At 59.4% G+C, this 18,632-nt stretch carries 20 protein-coding genes and 2 pseudogenes; 14 read left to right on the forward strand and 8 right to left on the reverse strand.

Going from position 1 to position 18,632, the window contains the following annotated elements; genetic code table 11:
• Nucleotides 1–217 precede the first annotated feature (217 nt).
• Entirely contained in the window at nt 218–595 is a 378-nt protein-coding gene (locus tag ND528_RS12685; protein ID WP_016775519.1) for a hypothetical protein, read from the reverse strand.
• 194 nt (nt 596–789) lie between these two features.
• Between ND528_RS12685 and ND528_RS12690 the strand changes: the two genes are divergently transcribed.
• The 3 genes from ND528_RS12690 (at nt 790) to def (ending at nt 2,637) form a co-directional block, all read left to right on the forward strand.
• Nucleotides 790–981: a CsbD family protein gene (locus ND528_RS12690; protein WP_042607250.1), complete on the forward strand. Its 192-nt coding sequence runs from the start codon at nt 790–792 to the stop codon at nt 979–981.
• 163 nt (nt 982–1,144) lie between these two features.
• The gene (locus ND528_RS12695; protein ID WP_137213982.1) at nt 1,145–2,101 is read left to right on the forward strand and encodes a YihY/virulence factor BrkB family protein; all 957 of its coding nucleotides are present in this window, start codon (nt 1,145–1,147) and stop codon (nt 2,099–2,101) included.
• Nucleotides 2,098–2,637, forward strand: a complete 540-nt coding sequence (gene def, locus ND528_RS12700; RefSeq protein WP_130910672.1) for a peptide deformylase — start codon at nt 2,098–2,100, stop codon at nt 2,635–2,637. The genes ND528_RS12695 and def overlap by 4 nt, the downstream gene beginning before the upstream one ends.
• Before the next feature lie 114 nt (nt 2,638–2,751).
• On the opposite strand, the gene ND528_RS12705 is transcribed toward def, so the two are convergent.
• Nucleotides 2,752–3,174 carry a GNAT family N-acetyltransferase gene (locus tag ND528_RS12705; RefSeq protein ID WP_137214182.1) on the reverse strand — a complete coding sequence of 141 codons (423 nt, stop codon included), beginning with the start codon at nt 3,172–3,174 and terminating at the stop codon, nt 2,752–2,754.
• A gap of 825 nt (nt 3,175–3,999) precedes the next feature.
• On the opposite strand from ND528_RS12705, the pseudogene ND528_RS28405 reads away from it, so the two are divergent.
• Nucleotides 4,000–4,668, forward strand: a pseudogene (locus ND528_RS28405) (PAS domain-containing protein); the annotation flags it as partial.
• Nucleotides 4,669–4,788: 120 nt separating this feature from the next.
• Nucleotides 4,789–5,214, forward strand: a pseudogene (locus ND528_RS28410) (methyl-accepting chemotaxis protein); the annotation flags it as partial.
• 228 nt (nt 5,215–5,442) lie between these two features.
• Here the strand turns inward: ND528_RS28410 and ND528_RS12720 are convergent.
• Nucleotides 5,443–5,883: a PACE efflux transporter gene (locus tag ND528_RS12720; protein WP_263470458.1), complete on the reverse strand. Its 441-nt coding sequence runs from the start codon at nt 5,881–5,883 to the stop codon at nt 5,443–5,445.
• A gap of 122 nt (nt 5,884–6,005) precedes the next feature.
• Between ND528_RS12720 and ND528_RS12725 the strand changes: the two genes are divergently transcribed.
• The gene (locus tag ND528_RS12725) at nt 6,006–6,878 is read left to right on the forward strand and encodes a LysR family transcriptional regulator (protein WP_263470459.1); all 873 of its coding nucleotides are present in this window, start codon (nt 6,006–6,008) and stop codon (nt 6,876–6,878) included.
• A 139-nt stretch (nt 6,879–7,017) separates the two neighbouring features.
• Here the strand turns inward: ND528_RS12725 and gntR are convergent, their stop codons facing one another.
• Entirely contained in the window at nt 7,018–8,049 is a 1,032-nt protein-coding gene (gene gntR, locus ND528_RS12730; RefSeq protein ID WP_024014046.1) for an HTH-type transcriptional regulator GntR, read from the reverse strand.
• Between the two features lie 216 nt (nt 8,050–8,265).
• On the opposite strand from gntR, the gene ND528_RS12735 reads away from it, so the two are divergent.
• Nucleotides 8,266–8,799, forward strand: a complete 534-nt coding sequence (locus ND528_RS12735; protein ID WP_016773550.1) for a gluconokinase — start codon at nt 8,266–8,268, stop codon at nt 8,797–8,799.
• A gap of 82 nt (nt 8,800–8,881) precedes the next feature.
• Complete coding sequence (locus tag ND528_RS12740) at nt 8,882–10,234, forward strand: GntP family permease (protein ID WP_016773551.1); 1,353 nt, start codon at nt 8,882–8,884, stop codon at nt 10,232–10,234.
• 178 nt (nt 10,235–10,412) lie between these two features.
• Here ND528_RS12740 and alaC read toward each other — a convergent pair whose 3' ends face one another.
• A complete protein-coding gene (gene alaC / locus ND528_RS12745) occupies nt 10,413–11,630 on the reverse strand; it encodes an alanine transaminase (RefSeq protein ID WP_263470460.1) in 1,218 nt (405 codons plus the stop codon).
• Between the two features lie 138 nt (nt 11,631–11,768).
• Here alaC and ND528_RS12750 point away from each other — a divergent pair, with 138 nt between their 5' ends.
• From ND528_RS12750 to ND528_RS12760, 3 genes are all read left to right on the forward strand, one after another.
• Nucleotides 11,769–12,431 carry a LysE family translocator gene (locus tag ND528_RS12750; protein WP_263470461.1) on the forward strand — a complete coding sequence of 221 codons (663 nt, stop codon included), beginning with the start codon at nt 11,769–11,771 and terminating at the stop codon, nt 12,429–12,431.
• 69 nt (nt 12,432–12,500) lie between these two features.
• Nucleotides 12,501–12,986, forward strand: coding sequence for a GyrI-like domain-containing protein (locus ND528_RS12755; RefSeq protein WP_263470462.1), 486 nt, complete (start codon nt 12,501–12,503; stop codon nt 12,984–12,986).
• Nucleotides 12,987–13,074: 88 nt separating this feature from the next.
• The gene (locus tag ND528_RS12760; RefSeq protein WP_263470463.1) at nt 13,075–13,563 is read left to right on the forward strand and encodes a GNAT family N-acetyltransferase; all 489 of its coding nucleotides are present in this window, start codon (nt 13,075–13,077) and stop codon (nt 13,561–13,563) included.
• A 132-nt stretch (nt 13,564–13,695) separates the two neighbouring features.
• Here ND528_RS12760 and ND528_RS12765 read toward each other — a convergent pair whose 3' ends face one another.
• Both ND528_RS12765 and ND528_RS12770 read right to left on the reverse strand, forming a co-directional pair.
• Entirely contained in the window at nt 13,696–14,301 is a 606-nt protein-coding gene (locus ND528_RS12765) for a pyridoxamine 5'-phosphate oxidase family protein (protein ID WP_212616957.1), read from the reverse strand.
• A gap of 18 nt (nt 14,302–14,319) precedes the next feature.
• A complete protein-coding gene (locus ND528_RS12770) occupies nt 14,320–14,805 on the reverse strand; it encodes a GNAT family N-acetyltransferase (RefSeq protein WP_137213974.1) in 486 nt (161 codons plus the stop codon).
• 142 nt (nt 14,806–14,947) lie between these two features.
• Between ND528_RS12770 and ND528_RS12775 the strand changes: the two genes are divergently transcribed.
• The 3 genes from ND528_RS12775 to ND528_RS12785 are packed head-to-tail and all read left to right on the forward strand — an operon-like array spanning nt 14,948 to nt 16,986.
• A complete protein-coding gene (locus ND528_RS12775; RefSeq protein ID WP_212616956.1) occupies nt 14,948–15,373 on the forward strand; it encodes a YybH family protein in 426 nt (141 codons plus the stop codon).
• A 40-nt stretch (nt 15,374–15,413) separates the two neighbouring features.
• Nucleotides 15,414–15,758, forward strand: coding sequence for a YciI family protein (locus ND528_RS12780; protein ID WP_130909739.1), 345 nt, complete (start codon nt 15,414–15,416; stop codon nt 15,756–15,758).
• Nucleotides 15,751–16,986, forward strand: coding sequence for an RNA polymerase sigma factor (locus tag ND528_RS12785; RefSeq protein ID WP_212616955.1), 1,236 nt, complete (start codon nt 15,751–15,753; stop codon nt 16,984–16,986). The genes ND528_RS12780 and ND528_RS12785 overlap by 8 nt, the downstream gene beginning before the upstream one ends.
• Before the next feature lie 755 nt (nt 16,987–17,741).
• Here ND528_RS12785 and ND528_RS12790 read toward each other — a convergent pair.
• Nucleotides 17,742–18,596 (reverse strand): LysR family transcriptional regulator, encoded by an 855-nt coding sequence (locus ND528_RS12790; protein ID WP_263470464.1) that lies wholly within the window; start codon nt 18,594–18,596, stop codon nt 17,742–17,744.
• Nucleotides 18,597–18,632: the final 36 nt, after the last annotated feature.

Genomic DNA, 18,632 nt, shown 5'->3' on the forward strand with positions numbered 1-18,632 from the left:
GGGCTTTTTGTTGGTGCGGAGTAGGGCTTGAGTCATGCTTCGAGACTGCCCCTCACCCCAGCCCTCTCCCAGAGGGAGAGGGAGCCGATCAGGGATAATTCGGATCTTGAGTTCGGCTGGATATTTCAGGTCGGCATATTCCGCGAGAGCAACTCGGTCAGTCCCCTCTCCCTCTGGGAGAGGGCCAGGGTGAGGGGAACGGGCCGCGCCGCCGATACTACTGGCGAAACGGCGCAAAATTCACATTGGTCCCCGCCGGACGCATGTCCTGCAGATACGAATCCTTGTCCGCGCTCAATTCCAGGCTCAGCGCCGCCTTGCGTTTGCCTTCGTTGCGAATCACCAGGCCTTCGAGCTTTTCGCGCAGGAACACCGTCGGCACTTTCAGGTGCAGCAACTCATCGGTGGCCGGGGTGTGCAGCAGCAAGTGAATCCACTCGTACTGACCGATGGCCAAGCGCGACACCGGCAGGTCGAACCACCAGATGTTGCGGTTACGGTTCAGTTCGGCGAAGTGGCAGTTGTTGGTGCCGAGCACGGCGCCGCCCAGTTCCTGGTTGCGACGGGCGATGGCCTGGGTTTTATTGAGCTTCATGACATTCCTGCGAATCGGTGTGCCGGGCTCAGCGCCCGTAGGCTGAGCATTCTCGGGGCAACGCCGGCAAACATAAAGCGCAACCTGCATGCCACGACGAAATGCTGGCAAAATAAATGAAACTCGGCGCAAAGCGCACCGGTCAATCGTTACGTAATGACTTTTCTTCCCTTTATGCTTCACGGAGAAACACCATGAGTAGCACAGGCGATAAAGTAAAAGGCATGGCCAACGAAGCCGTCGGCAACGTCAAGCAAGGCGTCGGCAAAGCTACTGACAACGACAAGCTGCGCGCGGAAGGCAAAGTTCAAGAGAAAAAAGGCGAAGCCCAGCAAGCGGTCGGCAACGCCAAGGACGCTGTGAAAAAAGGCGTCGACAAGGCGTAAGCGAGCCTTGAACGAATCACACGAGCGGCCATCCAAGGATGGCCGTTTTTGTATCAGAACCCTGCGGTCATCCGCCAAAGGCTCGTCAACTAGGCTACCTTGAGGTAAAAAACGGCCCCTGAGTCGCCACGACTTCAACCTTTTGCGGCGCAAGGAGACGCGAATGATATTCCCGGACATGAAAGGTCTGCCCCTGCACCGGGTGATGGTGCGCACGGTCACTGAATTCGTCGATGACGAAATGTCGACCTACGCCTCGGCGCTGGCCTACCAGATGCTGTTCTCGCTCTTCCCGTTCATTCTTTTCCTGATCGCCCTGATCGGTTTCCTGCACCTGCCGGACTTTTTCTCCTGGCTGCGCCTGCAATCTGAACTGGTGCTGCCGCCGCAGGCGCTGGAGCAGGTCAATCCGGTGATCGATCAGTTGCAGCAATCCAAGGGTGGCCTGCTGTCCATCGGTATCGTGATTGCCCTGTACACCGCGTCCGCCGGCGTGCGCCTGATGATGAGCGCGATGAACGCCGCTTACGACGTGGTCGAAGGCCGACCGGTGTGGAAGCGTTTCCCCTTGTCGATCGTCTACACCGTCGGCATTGCCGGCATGCTGCTGATTGCCGCGGCGCTGATGGTGCTCGGGCCGCAGGTGATGGGCTGGATCGCCGCACAAGTGGGGCTGGAAGACTTCATCGTCACGGTGTGGACTATCGCGCGCTGGCCGGTGATCGTGATTCTGATGATGGTCGCGGTAGCGCTGATCTATTACGTGATGCCTGACGTCAAACAGGACTTCCGTTTTATCACCCCAGGTTCGGTGCTGGCCGTGGTGGTGTGGATTCTCGCTTCACTGGGCTTTGCCTTCTACGTAAAAACCTTCGCCAACTACAACGCGATGTATGGCAGCATCGGGGCGATCATCGTGCTGTTGCTGTATTTCTACATTTCCGCCGCGGTGCTGTTGCTCGGCGCAGAAATGAATGCGGTGATCGAGCACATGTCCGCCGAAGGCAAGGACAAGGGCGAAAAAGCCCCTGGCGAGCCCGACGAATCCACCAAACAACACGTCTCCGGCCTGGGCCGCGATCACTCGCTCAAGCCGGACACTGATGAAGCCCGACCATGATTCGTGAAATTCTGAAAATGGGTGATGAGCGCCTGTTGCGCATCGCCGCGCCGGTACCGCCTGAGATGTTCAACAGCGCCGAGCTGTGGCAACTGATCGACGACATGTTCCAGACCATGGAAAGCGTCGGCGGCGTTGGCCTCGCGGCGCCGCAGATCGGCGTCGACCTGCAACTGGTGATCTTCGGCTTCGAACACAGCGAGCGTTACCCGGATGCTGAAGCAGTGCCGCAGACGATCCTGATCAATCCGCTGATCACGCCGTTGAATCCGTTGATGGAAGAGGGCTTCGAAGGCTGTCTGTCGGTGCCGGGCCTGCGCGGTGCGGTGGAGCGCTATCAGCAGATTCGCTACGAAGGCTTTGATCCCAAGGGCGAGCCGATCGTGCGCGTGGCCTCGGGGTTTCATGCGCGAGTGGTGCAGCATGAATGCGATCACCTGATCGGCCGGCTTTACCCGTCACGGATTACCGATTTCAGCAAGTTCGGCTTTACCGAAGTGCTGTTCCCGGACCTTGATCCCAACGCTGACGAATGATTGTCAGAACACCATAATACCTGTGGGAGCGAGCCTGCTCGCGAACGCGGAGTATCAGAACCCAATTCGGCGCTGACACACCGCATTCGCGAGCAGGCTCGCTCCCACAGGGTTTCAGCGTAAATCTGCGGGATTAAGCCCCATCGCAATCATCGGCTTGCTCCGCGCGTACCGACTCAACCGCTCGGCCATCGCCTGCGGCAGCAGCGGATCGAAACTGAACCCACGCCGCTCATAAAACCCGCGCAGATCCGGATGGCAGAACAGCCACACCGGCTCGTCCACCTTAGCAACCGCCGCCGCGATCAGTTGCGCAGCAATTCCCTGCTCGCGACACCCCGGATCAACAAACAACCCCGTCAGCCAATGCCCGCCCGCTACCGGACGCAAACACAGCGCCGCAACGATTTCACCGCGCCTTGCCACCCACAACTGCGCCTCGCGCACGGCTTTCATCGACGACTGGTGGCTGCGGTAGAACTTGTTCATCAGTGGCCACAACGATTCGTCGAGCTGGCTGTAGTGGATATCGGACATGGTTCGGGCTGTCGCTGCGAAAAGCGCCGATTATAAAAGAACGCGCGCTTCGGGATAGGTGTATACCTGAACTCACATCCCCTGTGAGTGGAGTATCGATCATGTCCAAAGGTATGGATTCAAAGAAAGCCGCGAAGAAGAAGCCGGCCAAGACTGCGATTGAAAAACGCGCCGAGAAGAAAGCCAAGAAGGTCGACATCTTCGGCCATTGAGCAAACCCTACGGGAGCCCGGTTCGCGGGCTTCCGCTTCGCTGGCGAAAACGTCCGTTCTCACCACGCCGTTCCCCGCGCTGAACCGTTTCTTGTGCAAAAAATGCCAGATACTGGCCGACTAGTGGCCTTGCGCCCGGCGTCGGGCTGGCTATGCTTGCAGGTAACTAACCATGTCGACCGTCATGCCAACCGGCCGACGGCACCGGTTGGTCCGTGATTCATGCTGCCAGAGTGCGCAACCCAAGGCACCGACACTGAACCAACAAGGAGCGTCATCTAAATGGAAGTTCTTCTACGCGTTAGGGCTGGCCCGCTTGCGGGCTATCAAGAAAAGGATGTCTTGATCAGAGCGTCGCTGCACGAACCCTCCGATTGATCATCATTTATCACCTGACAACTTCCTCCCGTGGAGGAAGGCGTGTGCCTGTTCTGTGGAACGTAGTGATGGATCTTGCAAGACCTGAACTTTCATCAAATCAAAAGAACGCGCGGAAGGTGATACAACCATGTTCAACCTACATCACAAGGCTGACCTGCGGGAAATCGAGCGTTTCAGTTGTGCGCTGACTGAGGCCAACGCGAAAATCGAAGCGATCAGCCGCTCGATGGCGATGATCGAGTTCACTCCGGACGGCATCGTTCTCGACGCCAACGAGAACTTCTGCAAGACCATGGGCTACAGCGCCGATGAAGTGCGCGGCAAACACCATCGGATCTTCTGCGAAGAAAGCTTTTATCGCAGCGAGGACTACGCGAAGTTGTGGCGCGACCTGGCCCGTGGTGAACCGCTCAGCGGCACTTTTCTGCGCCTGAACAAGAGCGGCCGCGAGATCTGGCTCGAAGCCAGTTACATGCCGGTGTTCGGGCCAGACAAACAGGTCAGAAGTGTCATCAAGGTTGCGGCGGACATCACCGCACGCATCAACAAAGAACATGAAGAAGAAGCCATGCTGGCGGCGATCGGCCGTTCCATGGCGGTGATCGAGTTCACCCCCGAAGGCCATGTCATCCGTGCCAACGACAACTTTCTGCAGACCATGCAGTACGCGCACCCTGAAATTGTCGGCCAGCACCACAGCCTGTTCTGTCACCGCGCCGAAGCGGAATCTGCGCAGTACAAGGCATTCTGGGCTTCGCTCAATCGCGGCGAATATCACTCGCACCGCTTCGAGCGCAAGAACAAGTCCGGGCAGATGGTTTACCTGGAAGCCTCGTACAACCCGCTGTTCGATGCCAAGGGCCGCTTGTACAAAGTGGTCAAGTTCGCCAGCGACATCACCCGGCAAATGACCACCCTGCAAAACGCTGCGGAATCGGCCCACAGCACCTCGGTACAAAACGACGCCTGCGCGCAAAAAGGCTCACAGGTGGTGCAGCAGACCGTGCAGATCATTCAGGACATTTCCCGCGACCTGAACGAAGCCGCGGTGAGCATCGATGCGGTAAGCAAACAGTCGGACATCATCGGCACCATCGTCCAGACCATTCGCGGCATTGCCGACCAGACCAACCTCCTGGCGCTCAACGCAGCGATCGAAGCGGCGCGGGCCGGTGAACATGGACGCGGTTTCGCGGTGGTTGCCGATGAGGTGCGCAGCCTCGCCGCGCGAACCAGTCAGGCGACGCTGGAAATTGTCGATGTGGTACGCAAGAACCACGACTTGTCGCTGAGTGCGGTGTCGAGCATGCAATCGAGCCTGAGCCGCACCGGGCTGGGCGTGGAACTGGCGAACGAGGCGGGCGAGGTGATTCTGGAAATTCAGCAAGGGTCGCGGCATGTGGTGGATGCGATCAGCCAGTTCAATGAGACCCTTCAATTGAATTGAGCTGTTTCAACATCACCAATACCCAATGTGGGAGCGAGCCTGCTCGCGAAAGCGTTTTGTCAGCTAGAACATGCTTGTCTGACACGACGCCTTCGCGAGCAGGCTCGCTCCCACAGTTGGGTCCTGTTTTGGCCTTCAGCGATGCGCAATATTCTCCAACGCCAGATTGCGCGTGCGCGGGCCGAATCAGCCAATGGTCAACATCGCGATCAATATGTTACTGGCGCGTCACGCGCTTGTTGCTGAGTCGGGCAGTGCCGACGTTGGCAAACCGAAAATCCGGTCAAACAACCAGTTGAACGCAAACGTGTAGCATGGGATGAAAATGATTAGAGCCAGATCCAGCAGGAACGCCTGCACCAGACTGATGTTCATCCACCACGCAATCAACGGAATCAGGAACACGATCAGCGTCAGTTGAAAGCCGACGGCGTGGGCGATACGTCGTTTGACCGTACGGGTGCGCGAGACCTGGCGACTTTCCCAGCGCTCGAACAACGAGGTGTAAATGAAATTCCAGGTCACGGCGATGCTGGTGATGATCACTGCCAGTGGTCCTGTGCTGCCCGGCGAAGTGCCCGACAACAGGGCCAGACCGAGGGCCGAGAAGGTCATGCCGATCACTTCATAGAGCGACACATAGACCAGTTTGCGTTTCACGCCTTGCATGCAGATTTGCCTCTTTCTTGGCTAATGTTGGCCAGCAGGGCTGGCGAAGGCGGCGAAAGATAGCTTCAATAGACCTGACAGAAAAAGTCGGTAGCTTTCAGTTTTATTGATAGGTGGGCGGGTTGAATTTCAACAGCGACAGCATCGAATTGTTTCTCGCGGTCATCGAGCGCGGCTCGTTTTCCGCCGCTGCCCGGCAATTGGGCAAGGTGCCGTCGGCGGTGAGCATGGGCATTGCCAATCTTGAGGCCGAACTCGGTTACCCGTTGTTCGACCGCAGTCATCGCGAGCCGCTACCCACGGCGATGGCGCAGTCACTGGTGCCGCACGCGCGACTGATCGCCGAGCAGCTCAAGCAGCTGCAAGTGCACGCGGTGGAGCTGTCGTTGGGACTGGAAAGCAGATTGTCGGTCGGCGTGGTCGCGGACATCGATCGACGGCGCTTGCTGGCAGCGATCAAGGTGATTGCCGAGCGGCATCCGTTGCTCGACATCGAAGTGCTGACTGCGCCGCAGGATGATGTGCTGGCGATGTTGCACACTGGCAGGGTCAGCGTGTGTCTGGCGTTCGCCGGTTTGAGCGTGAATGCGCTGGAGCGGTTTCAGTTTGTCGGCAGCGAACGCATGATCGCCACGCTGGCGGCGGACAGCCCGTTGTTGCAGGGGCGGGATGTGTTTCTTGAGGATCTGGTGCAGGTGCGGCAGATCATCGTCGCCAGCCGTGACTTGCCGATCAGCGAAACGCGACCGTTGGTGGCTGAATCCTACTGGCGTACGGACAATCTCGAGACGGCAATGGAGATGGTCGAAGCGGGGTTGGGCTGGGGTAATTTTCCGCTGTCGGTGGTACAGCCGTGGCTGGAGGCCGGACGCTTGAAACGGCTGAATTTTCGCAACATCGAAAATGGCCTGGTGCTGCCGGTGCACGCGGTGTGGCTCAAGAGCCAGCCCTTGCAGAAGGGCGCGCAGGCCCTGGTTGACCTGCTCAGCCATTGAATTTGATAGAGATCCCCTGTGGGAGCGAGCCTGCTCGCGAAGGCGTCGTGTCAGCTGCATCAATGCTGACTGACCCACCGCTTTCGCGAGCAGGCTCGCTCCCACAAGGGTTGTGTTTCAACTCAGCATTTGTGAAGGGTCAGGTACTCTCGCGCACCTTCAGCTCAAACCCCATGTCCTCCACCGGTCGCGCTACCTTGTTGCCCGCCATCAACGTCAGCATCTGCTCCGCCGCGCGCCGGCCTATTGCCTCACGGGGGGTATTGATGCTGCTCAGGCGCGGCACCATGTGTTCGGACATCGGCAAATCGTTGAAACCGAGAATCGCCACTTGCTCGGGAATCTTGATGCCGTTACGCAAGGCTTCCAGCAGCGCGCCTTGGGCCAGGTCATCGTTGCCGAAGAAAATCGCATCAACATCCGGATGCGCCGCCAGCAATTGCAGGAACAACTCGCCACCCAAGCCCACTGACGAAGCACGTGGCGTCAGCACTTCCAGATCCGGGTCGTAGCGGCCCGCCTTCTGCAACGCCTTGCGGAAGCCTTCACCGCGCAACAACGTGCGCTGATCCAGCTGCGCACCAATGTAGGCCAAGCGCTTGCGTCCGCGAGACAGAAGGTGTTCGGCGGCAGTTTCCCCGGCGCTCAACTGCGAGAAACCCACGCAATTGACTCCGGCGGCGCTGTCCAGCTCCATCATGTACACGCAGGGAATGTTGCTGGCCTCGATCATCCGCCGCGAACTTTCCGTGCGATCAAACCCGGTCAGCAAAAAGCCGCGCGGCTGATAGGCCATGTAGTTGCGCAGCAGGTTTTCTTCTTCATCGCGCGAATAGTGAAAGTTGCCGATCAGCACTTCGAAGCCCTTGGGCGTCAGCACCCGATGAATGGCTTCCAGCGTGTCGATGAACAGCAGGTTGGACAGCGATGGCACCAGTACGACAACCGAATGGCTCTGCGCCGAGGCCAAAGCACGGGCGGCGGGGTTGACCACATAGTTGAGTTCGAGCGCGGCTTTCTGCACTTTTTCCACCAGTTCGGTGGCTACCGTGCTCACCCCGCGCAACGCGCGCGAGGCAGTGATCGGGCTGACGCCGGCCAGGCGGGCTACTTCGTTGAGGGTCGGACGGCCGGTGGTGCGGGTATTTTTATCGTTCTTGGGGGAGGTCATCGGGCGGCTTGCCAAACAAAAATCAAGGCACTAAGGTAGCGCTGTCCTGATGCAGCTGCAAATGCGTGAGCGCGGTCCTGCCTGATCTGTGCTCTTTGGCGTCGGGAACAAACCTGCTGCAACCCAAAAAAACGACAAGAAGGCGTCGGCAACTTCTGCCTGTGCACTAGAGTCATAGCTAGCAAAGGTAGCGCTGTCTGCGCGCTGAGGTGTTATATGAGTCATCCCATCACCGCCCTGGTCATCATGGGCGTTGCCGGTTGCGGCAAGACGTGCGTCAGCCAGGCCCTGTGCCAATTGAGCGGCGCCACTGCCATTGAAGGCGATACTTTTCATCCGGCCGCGAACATCGAAAAGATGAGCGCGGGGATCCCCCTGAACGACGAAGACCGCGCTGGCTGGCTCGACAGCCTGTGCGATGAACTGCGTCGCGTCGATGCCCAAGGCCAGCGCCCGGTGTTGACCTGCTCGGCCCTTAAACACAGCTATCGCGAACGTCTGCGCAGTGCCTTGCCGGGCCTGGGTTTCGTGTTTCTTGAATTGACCCCGGAAGTCGCCGCCGAGCGCGTATCGCACCGCCCGGGCCACTTCATGCCGGCGACGTTGATCGAAAGCCAGTTCGCCACCCTCGAATCGCCAAAGGGCGAGCCGCTGACTCTGCCGCTCAATGCCTCGATTCACAGCGTCGAAGAGCTGGCCCTGCAGGCTCACGTCTGGTGGCAGGCCAACGGTTTGAAACAGGCGGTATGAGTATGTTGAAAAAGACAGCGCTGTCCTCCCGACTTCTGTTCAACCCGCTTTAATAACAACAACAATCCAGGAGACACCCCCCATGTTTGGCATGTCCCACGAGACGTTCCTGCTGCTCGATGCGGTGGTCACGGTAATCGGCCTGATTATCCTGATCACCAAATTCAAGATTCACCCGTTCATAGCCCTGACCATCGCCGCCGCTTTCCTCGGCCTGACTTCCGGCATGCCGATCAACACCATCATCAAGGCGTTCCAGGACGGCTTTGGTGGCGTGCTCGGTTTTGTCGGCATCATCCTTGCCCTGGGCACCATGCTCGGCAAAATGATGGCCGAATCCGGCGGCGCCGATCAGATCGCCCAGACCCTGATCCGCGCCTTCGGCAAGGACAAAGTCCAGTGGGCAATGATGTTCGCCGCGTTCCTGGTGGGCATCCCGCTGTTCTTCGAAATCGGCTTCGTGCTGCTGATTCCGCTGGTGTTCATCGTTGCCCGTCGTACCGGTGTGTCGATCATCAAGATCGGTATTCCGCTGCTCGCCGGCCTCTCTGCGGTGCACGGTCTGGTGCCGCCGCACCCGGGTCCGCTGCTGGCCATCGGCGTGTTTGGCGCTGACATCGGCAAGACCATCCTCTACGGTCTGATCGTCGCGCTGCCGACTGCAATCATTGCTGGTCCGATCTTCGGTACCTTCATCGCCAAGCACATTCCCGGTCACCCGAATCAGGAACTGGTCGATCAACTGGCCCGCGAAAACGATTCGGCCAACCTGCCGAGCTTCAGCATTACTCTGGTCACCGTGCTGTTGCCGGTGTTCCTGATGCTGCTGAAAACCTTCGCTGACGTGGCGCTGCCGGACGGCAACTTCTTCCGCATCTGGATGGACATGATCGGTCACCCTATCTCGGCATTGCTGCTGGCGCTGTTGCTGTCGCTGTACACCTTCGGCTACAAGCAGGGCATCGGTTCCAACCAGATGCTCAAGTGGCTCGACGCGAGTCTGGCGCCAACCGCTGCGATCATCCTGATCATTGGTGCGGGCGGTGGCTTCAAGCAGATGCTGGTGACCAGCGGCGTGGGTGACGTGATCGGCCACATGGCGGTCAGCGCGCAGATCTCGCCGATCCTGCTGGCGTGGCTGGTGGCGGCGGTAATTCGTATCGCGACCGGTTCGGCCACTGTGGCGACCATCACTGGCGCTGGCATTGTGGTGCCGGTTGTCGGCATGATTCCGGGCGTCAACCGTGAGCTGCTGGTGCTGGCCACTGGCGCGGGTTCGTTGATCCTGTCCCACGTCAACGACGCCGGTTTCTGGCTGGTCAAGCAGTACTTCAACATGACCGTGGCCGAAACCTTCAAGACCTGGACCGCGATGGAAACCATTCTGTCGGTGGTGGGCCTGGGCTTCATCCTGCTGTTGTCGCTGTTCGTATAAGCGACGCTTTGCAGGCACAAAAAAACCGCAGCGATGCGGTTTTTTTGTGTCCTGATTTCACGGTTCACTGAAAGCCATTGTGGGAGCGAGCCTGCTCGCGAAGGCGTCGTGTCAGCTGCATCTATGCTGACTGACCCACCGCTTTCGCGAGCAGGCTCGCTCCCACAGGGGACAGGTGTCAGGCAGGGGATTTCGGATTGAAGCCATCCGCCCGAAACATCCCGCGAATCCCGCGCACGGCCTGGCGAATCCGATCCTGGTTTTCGATCAGCGCGAAGCGCACGTGGTCATCGCCGTACTCGCCAAAGCCCACCCCCGGCGAGACGCAGACCTTGGCCTCGGCCAGCAGTTTCTTGGCGAACTCCAGCGAACCCAGATGTGCATACGCCTCGGGAATCTTCGCCCAGACGTACATCGACGCTTTCGGATTCTCGACCATCCAGCCCAGTTCATGCAGGCCCTTGACCAGCACGTTGCGACGCTGGCGATACTGCTCGGCGATGTCGCGCACGCACTGTTGATCGCCTTCCAGCGCGGCAATCGCCGCCACTTGCAGCGGGGTGAAGGTGCCGTAGTCGTGGTAGCTCTTGATCCGCGCCAGGGCGCTGACCAGTTCCGGGTTGCCGACCATGAAACCGATGCGCCAGCCGGCCATGTTGTAGCTCTTGGACAGGGTGAAAAACTCCACCGCAATGTCCTTGGCCCCCGGCACCTGCATGATCGACGGCGCTTTCCAGCCGTCGTAAACGATGTCGGCGTAAGCCAGGTCGTGGATGACCAACACGTCGTATTGCTTGGCCAGGGCGATCACTCGCTCGAAGAAATCCAGCTCCACGCACTGCGCGGTCGGGTTCGACGGGAAGCCAAGAATCATCATTTTCGGCTTGGGGATCGAACCACGGATGGCGCGCTCCAGCTCATCGAAGAAATCCACCCCCGGCACCAACGGCACCGAACGCACTTGAGCGCCAGCGATCACCGCACCGTAGATGTGAATCGGATAGCTCGGGTTCGGCACCAGCACGGTGTCGCCCTGATCCAGGGTCGCCAGCATCAGATGCGCCAAGCCTTCCTTGGAACCGATGGTGACGATGGCTTCGCTTTCCGGGTCGATATCGATTTCGTAGCGCTGCTTGTACCAGTTGGAAATCGCCCGGCGCAGGCGCGGAATGCCTTTGGACGTCGAGTAACCGTGGGTGTCCTCACGTTGGGCGACCTGCACCAGTTTTTCGACAATGTGCGGCGGCGTGGCGCCGTCGGGATTGCCCATGCTCAGGTCGATGATGTCTTCACCACGGCGGCGAGCGGCCATTTTCAGCTCGGCGGTGATGTTGAAAACGTAAGGGGGGAGTCGATCTATGCGCGCAAAGCGGCGCGGCGAACCTTGTTCGGCCATTGTTGCCTCGGATAACGTAAGCGCCCGGAACCGTCCGAGCGACGCTGGTCACTGCGGTGACCTGTGGCGGAAGATAAGGGCAGTGATGGCATACTGTCCAGCGCGGTTGTAAACATTTTTTTCAAGGGAAATCGGTCAATGGAATTCACCAGCGGCTTCTTGCTGAGCCTTTCGCTGTGCCTGGATATCGGCGTAGCCAACATCGCGATGATCACCCTGGCCATGCAGCGCGGCTACTATCAGGGCTTCGCCCTGGGCCTGGGAACTTGTGTCGGCGACCTGATCTACGCGGTGCTGGCGCTGGCCGGCATGACCGTTTTGCTCCAGTACGAAACCGTGCGCTGGGTCCTGTGGATTGGCGGTTCGGCGCTGCTGATCTACTTCGCGGCGAAGATGATTTACTCGGCGATTCACCACGAAGCGCTGCTGGCGGAAACGGCGGAAGTGGGGCAGAACTCCCATCGCAAGGAGTTTTTCCGGGGGATCTTTCTAGCCATGTCATCGCCGAGTGCGATTCTCTGGTTTGCTGCCGTCGGCGGTACGTTGATCGCCCGGTCCGGTGGCGGTGGTCCGTTGAGTTCGGCGCTGTTTCTCGGTGGTTTTCTCTGCGCCGGGCTGCTGTGGTCGGCCGGTCTGTGCTTCGCTGCGAGCCACGGCGGCAAACTGCTGGGCGACAAGCTTCTGCGCTACTCCTATCTGGCATCGGCGGCGATCTTCTGTTATTTCGCGGTGTACGTGATCGTTTCCGGCTACAACGAGTTTGTCGGTTCAGGTGCCGTCGAGCAGTTGCACTCGCTGTGAACGTGCGAAACGGGTCGGGCTTTCTATACTCCCAGCCGAATCCACTTTTGCGTTCTGAGGAGTCGCGTCATGGATGAACAACAACGCGTCGAGATAACCGAGCCTCGCTTCGAACACGGGCAATTTCTGCTGATTGCCGGTTTCGGCGGGCGATTCACTCAGGAGACCACCGAAGACATTCCCGCGTTGTGGGAAAAACTGATCCCGCACTTGGGAAAAATCCCCGCGCAAGTCAACGAAGTGACCTACGGCGTTTGCTGCAATGCGGACGGCGAGAGCGGTTTCGAATACATCGCCGGGGTGCAGATCGACAAGCTCGACGACCTGCCGGAAAAGTACCGCTGGGTTGAAATCCAGCCGCAGAAATATGCGGTGTTTGAGCACAAGGGATCACTGGCGCAACTCCCTGACACCTTCCAGTACATCTGGAACACTTGGCTGCCGCAGTCCGGCCACGAAGCGGCGGACGCGCCGGAGTTCGAGCGCTACAGCGAGGATTACAACCCGAAATTCAATACCGGCACCCTGGAAATCTGGCTGCCGATCAAGGCCTGAGCGGCGTAACAATCGAGGCGGAGCATGTCCGCCCCGGTGGTTCTGCATTATGCTGGCAGGCCTTGTTTCCACAGATTTCAGAGCTGCCATGAACACCGTGATCCGCAACGTCAGCGCCGCCGACCTCGAGCGCTGCTACGCCATCGAAACCGTCGCCTACGAAGGCGACGAAGCCGCCACCCGCGAGAAGATCGCCACGCGCATCGCCACCTGGCCGGACGGCTTCATCGTCGCCGAGGTGGACAGCGTGGTCGCCGGTTTCATCAATTCCGGCGCGGCGTTCGACGTGCAGATGTCCGACGAGGCCTTCAAGGAACTGATCGGCCACGACCCGAAAGGCCCGAACGTGGTGATCATGTCGGTGGTGGTGCACCCGGATTACCAAGGGCTGGGCCTGGCCAAGCGCCTGCTCGCCGAATTCGTCGAGCGCATGCGCGCCTTGGACAAAGCGACAATTCATCTGATGTGCAAAGAGCAGCACATTGCGCTGTATGCCGGGTTCGGATTTGCCTACATCAAGCCGTCCGAGTCCGACCACGGCGGCATGGCGTGGCACGAGATGATCCTCACTCTCTAAGCCTCAATCAAAACTGTGGGAGCGAGCCTGCTCGCGAAGAGGCCGTGTCAGCCAACCAATTTGTTGACAGATATGACGCTTTCGCGAGCAGGCTCGCTCCCACAGGGGGTTGTGGCGTTTTGAGTTCCGCGTTTAGTAGAGGGTATCGCGCACCCGTTTCGGCGCTTCCCGGTCGTAGGTTTCGGCGTCGAACTGGCCGTCATTCAGCCGCTTGTGGAACGCGCCAGCAGATGGCAGGGCCGAGCGCGGCAGGTGCGTTTCGGGATTCCACGCATCCGAGCGCACAAACGCTTTCGAACAATGGAAGAACGCCGCTTCCACCGTCACCAGCAGCACCGTTTTCGCCGGTTTGCCATTTACTGCAAAACTCTCCAGCAACGCTGGATCAGCGCTGATTGTGGCGGTGCCATTGACCCGCAAAGTCTCGCCGATCCCGGGAATGATGAACAGCAGCGACACTCGCGGATCGTGCAGCACATTGCGCAAGGTATCGATGCGGTTGTTGCCCGGGCGATCCGGCAGGGCCAACGTGTTTTGATCAATGATCCGAACAAATCCCGGCGCATCACCGCGCGGCGAGTTATCGAGGCCATCGGTCCCCACCGAGCTGACAATCACGAGCGGTGACAGGCGCACCATCGCCTGATAATCCTCGTTGAGAAAGCCGATCTGCTTGCGCACCGCACGTTCGTGGGGCAATCCGTAAATAGCTTCCAGTGCTTCGATTGAATCGATCATCGTGCATCCCTCTACGATCTAGAAAAACAGCCCCATACGCCGCTCGTAACCGATTCGGCCCTTGTAGGCTTCGCCGCTGTCGACGTAGCCGTGTTTGGCGTACAGCGCGATGGCCGCTTCGTTGTCGGCGTCTACCGACAGCTCCAGCCCTTTGATTTCCGGCCAGGCTCCAAGCGCGACGGTGGGCAGTGCTTGCAGACAGGCCTTGCCGTAACCCTTGCCCTGCGCGCGCCGATCGACCTGCAGCGCATGCAACGTGGCGCTGTGTTCGTCGGCCCAGTCGGGCAATACCGGCGGGCGCTTGAGCAGCAGAAACGCCACCGGTACGTCGTCCGCCAGCAGGGCAAAACCTTTCACGCCGGGGCCGGGTTTCGACAGCAGGGTGTGCAGGGCACCGTGGATGTCGCCGGAGAACTTGATCTGCTCGGGATGGATTTCAATCGACTCGACTTGCTCACGCTGCAAAGGGCTGAGGCTGTCGTAAGGCACGAGTTGGGCTGACACGGGAATTTCCTTTTTCCTACAAGGATTGAAGCTCGGATTCTAGCGACATTGTTGTCGGCGAAATTTTTTTGTTTGCCCTGTCGATCTGCGCAAAGGGCAAACGACTAAGGGTGTCTTCACAACAAAAACCACGGAGAACACCATGAGCGCACAAAGCGAAATCCAGACTCTGATCAACACCTACCGCGAAGCGGTAATGGCCAAGGACGTCGAGAAAGTCATGGCCCTGTACGCCGACGACATCGTCTCGTTCGATGCGATCAAGGCGCTGCAATTCAAAGGCAAAGCGGCGTACCGCGCGCACTGGGTCGAGTGCATGGAAATGTGCCCCGGCCCGCACATCTTCGAGTTCCACGAAATCGCCATCGAAAGCGCCGACAACATCGCTTTCGCCCACTGGGTGGCCAACTGCGGCGGCACCAACGACAAGGGCGAAACCCAGAGTTGCTGGATGCGTGTCACCGCCTGTTATCGGCAGACTGGCGGGGCGTGGAAGATTGCCCATGAGCACTGGTCGGCACCGTTCGATCCGATGAGCGGCGCGACGCTGTTCGATGTAACCCCCTGATCTTCAGCCATAGTTGATCCGTTCGATTCAGGAGATCGCCATGAAATACTTATGCCTGGTCTACAGCGATGAACGCCTGCTGCACACCTCGCCCGACAGCCCGGAAGACGCCGAATGCTGGGCCTACGCCGAGTCGGTACAGGGCAGCGGGCGGATGATCGCCGCCGAAGCGCTGGAATCGGTGGAGACCGCCACAACGGTACGCATGCGCAACGGCAAGTTGTCGATCACCGACGGGCCTTTTGCTGAAACCAAGGAGCAACTGGCCGGTTTCTACCTGATCGACGCCAAGGATCTCAACGAAGCGATTCAGGTGGCCGGCAACATTCCGGCAGCGCGGGTCGGCAGCGTTGAAGTGCGTCCGGTGCGGCAGTTGAATGTCTGACGTCAGGGCGCGGGTCGAGCAGGTCTACCGCGAGGAGTCGCGGCGGATCCTGGCCACGCTGATCCGCCTGCTCGGTGATTTCGACCTCGCCGAAGAAGCCTTGCACGAGGCGTTCTTCGTCGCGGTCGAGCGCTGGCAACGAGACGGCGTGCCGGACAACCCGCGCACCTGGCTGGTCTCCACCGGACGTTTCAAAGCCATCGATGTGCTGCGCCGGCGCGCGCGGTTCAAGGCGTCGCAACCGTTGCTGCTGGCGCAACTCGATGAGCTGGAACAGGCTGACTGGAGTGGCGAAGACGTGGAAGACGATCGCTTGCGGCTGATCTTCACCTGCTGCCACCCGGCACTGGCGGCAGATGCGCAAGTGCCGCTGACCTTGCGTGAAGTCTGCGACCTCACCACCGAGGAAATCGCCCGTGCTTTTCTCTCGGCGCCGGCGGCGATTGCCCAGCGCATCGTGCGCGCCAAGGCCAAGATCCGCGACGCGAAAATCCCCTATCAAGTACCCACGCTGAACGAATTGCCCGAGCGCCTCGACAGCGTGTTGCGGGTGATTTATCTGGTGTTCAACGAAGGCTATTCGGCCTCGGTCGGTGCCGAGCTGACCCGCGAGGATCTGACGCGCGAAGCGATTCGGCTGGGGCGCTTGTTGATGGAGTTGCTGCCGGAGCCGGAAGTCATGGGGCTGCTGGCGCTGATGCTGCTGCACGAATCACGTCGACCGGCGCGCACCTCGCCGAGCGGTGAACTGGTGTTGCTCGACGATCAGGATCGCTCGTTGTGGGACGCCGGGTTGATGGCCGAAGGCTGCGCGCTGGTCGAGCGCGCCCTGAGTACGCGACGTTTCGGGCCATATTGCCTGCAAGCGGCGATTGCGGCGGTGCATGCGGAAGCGCCGTCGGCGGCGCAAACGGACTGGGAGCAGATTGTCGGTCTGTATGACGTGCTGCTGCGAGCGGTGCCGTCGCCGGTGATCGAGCTGAACCGCGCGGTCGCGGTAGCCAAACGGGATGGAGCGTTGGCCGGGTTGTTGTTGGTAGAAGGGATTTTGGCGCGTGGGGAGTTGCAGGATTACCACTTGGCGCATTCGGCGCGGGCGGAGTTTTGTCGGCAGTTGGGCCGGGTGGAGCAGGCGCGGGCAGCGTATCAGCGGGCGCTGGAGCTGACGCGGCAGGAGCCGGAGCGGCGGTTTATTCGAGCACGTATCATGGCGCTGGAAATGCTCTGACCTTGGTGCTCTGGCGATTGTGGGCAGCCTGTGGATTGCCCTCACCCTAACCCTCTCCCAAAGGGAGAGGGGACTGATTGGGGGATATTGGAGGGATTCACCGACTTGAACGAATTGTCTTGAATCCATAATCGATAAGGTTTTCAGGTCGATGCATAACGCCAGACACTTCGGTCGGCCCCCTCTCCCAAAGGGAGAGGGGACTGATTGGGGGATATTGGAGGGATTCACCGACTTGAACGAATTATCTTGAATCCATAATCGATAAGGTTTTTCAGGTCGATGAATAACGCCAGACACTTCGGTCGGCCCCCTCTCCCAAAGGGAGAGGGGGCTGATCGGGGGATATTGGAGGGATTCACCGACTTGAACGAATTGTCTTGAATCCATAATCGATAAGGTTTTTCAGGTCGATGAATAACGCCAGACACTTCGGTCGGCCCCCTCTCCCAAAGGGAGAGGGGACTGATCGGGGGATATTGGAGGGATTCACCGACTTGAACGAATTGTCTTGAATCCATAATCGATAAGGTTTTTCAGGTCGATGCATAACGCCAGACACCTCGGTCGGCCCCCTCTCCCAAAGGGAGAGGGGACTGATTGGGGGATATTGGAGGGATTCACCGACTTGAACGAATTGTCTTGAATCCATAATCGATAAGGTTTTTCAGGTCGATGAATAACGCCAGACACCTCGGTCGGCCCCCTCTCCCTCCGGGAGAGGGCTGGGGTGAGGGGCTTTTGATCTCAAGCGCTTATTCAAGCATCTTGCTGAGCAACCAGCTCCCTGCCGGCCCCGGCGGATACAAGCGCGACCACAAGGCGTCGACAAACACCGGTTTCGGCCAGCCGCGCACGTCGAGCTCTATCAGCAAATCATTGGCATAACGCTGCACCAGCCACCTCGGCAACGGTGCCCAGCCAAAGCCTTTTTCCGCCATTTCCAGCAGCATCAGGTAACTCGGCGCCGACCACACCCGGCCTTTGCCGCGACTGTCGTAGGGATTGACGATGGTCGCCAGCCGCAGCTCGCGATGTTGCTCGAGGATCTGCTGATCGACATGCTGAAGCTTGGCCAACGCATGCTCACGGCTGACGAACAGGGCAATCTCGGTGCGCTCGGCCACGGTCGAAGTCACCAGATCCGGCGGGTAGTTGTCCTGCATTTCCGCGAAGGCCAGATGCGCCCGGCCGCGCTGGACCAGTTCGATCAGGTCTTCGCATTCGGCAATCAGGCATTCCAGCTCAAGCTCCGGATAACGCTGCTCGAAATCTACCAGCGCCGCCTCGAAACGATACGACTGATAGGTATCGGAAATCGCCACGGTCAGCTTCGGTTCCACGCCCTGGGCCAATTGCCGTGCGCTCATCTCCAGGCGACTGGTGGCGGCCAGAATCGCCTCGGCTTTCTGCAGCATGACGTGGCCGGCGGGGGTGAGCGTGGGCTTGCGGCTGCTGCGGTCGAACAGCTGCAGATCCAGATCGATCTCCAGGCTTGCCACTGCCGCGCTAATGGTCGACTGACTGCGCCCCAGTTTGCGCGCCGCTGCGGAAAATGAGCCTTGCGTCGCTGCCTGGACAAACGCCAGCAGCACTTCCTGCGAAGCCATGAACTATCGCCTTGATCGATGGTTATTGGTTTTGAA

The organism is Pseudomonas mercuritolerans (assembly GCF_025706525.1).
GTDB lineage: Bacteria > Pseudomonadota > Gammaproteobacteria > Pseudomonadales > Pseudomonadaceae > Aquipseudomonas > Aquipseudomonas mercuritolerans.